Annotated in this window: 1 protein-coding gene; it reads left to right on the forward strand. The window is 64.4% G+C overall.

Going from position 1 to position 492, the window contains the following annotated elements; all coding sequences use genetic code 11:
• Positions 1-492: NUDIX hydrolase (locus tag BST12_RS29330; RefSeq protein ID WP_139802085.1), on the forward strand; the 492-nt coding region annotated here is incomplete at both ends.

Genomic DNA, 492 nt, shown 5'->3' on the forward strand with positions numbered 1-492 from the left:
GGTGGGGGCGGTGCGGGAGATACTCGAGGAGACCGGTCACCGCGCCAACCTGGGTAGGCGGCTCCTGACGGTGACCTACCCGACCGACTCCCCTTTTCGAGGCGTCAAGAAGGTGCACTACTGGGCAGCGCGCAGCACCGGTGGGGAATTCACCCCCGGCAGTGAGGTCGACGAGCTGATCTGGTTACCGGTTCCCGACGCGATGAACAAGCTTGACTACGCCCAGGATCGAAAAGTCCTGTGCCGGTTCGCTAAACACCCGGCGGACACTCAGACGGTGCTGGTGGTGCGGCATGGCACCGCGGGCAGCAAAGCGCACTTCTCCGGGGACGACAGCAAGCGACCGCTAGACAAGAGGGGTCGTGCGCAGGCAGAAGCGTTGGTACCACAGCTGCTGGCGTTCGGCGCCACCGATGTTTATGCCGCCGACCGGGTGCGCTGCCACCAGACGATGGAGCCACTCGCCGCGGAACTGAACGTGACCATACACAA

The organism is Mycobacterium angelicum (assembly GCF_002086155.1).
GTDB classification, from domain to species: Bacteria; Actinomycetota; Actinomycetes; order Mycobacteriales; family Mycobacteriaceae; genus Mycobacterium; species Mycobacterium angelicum.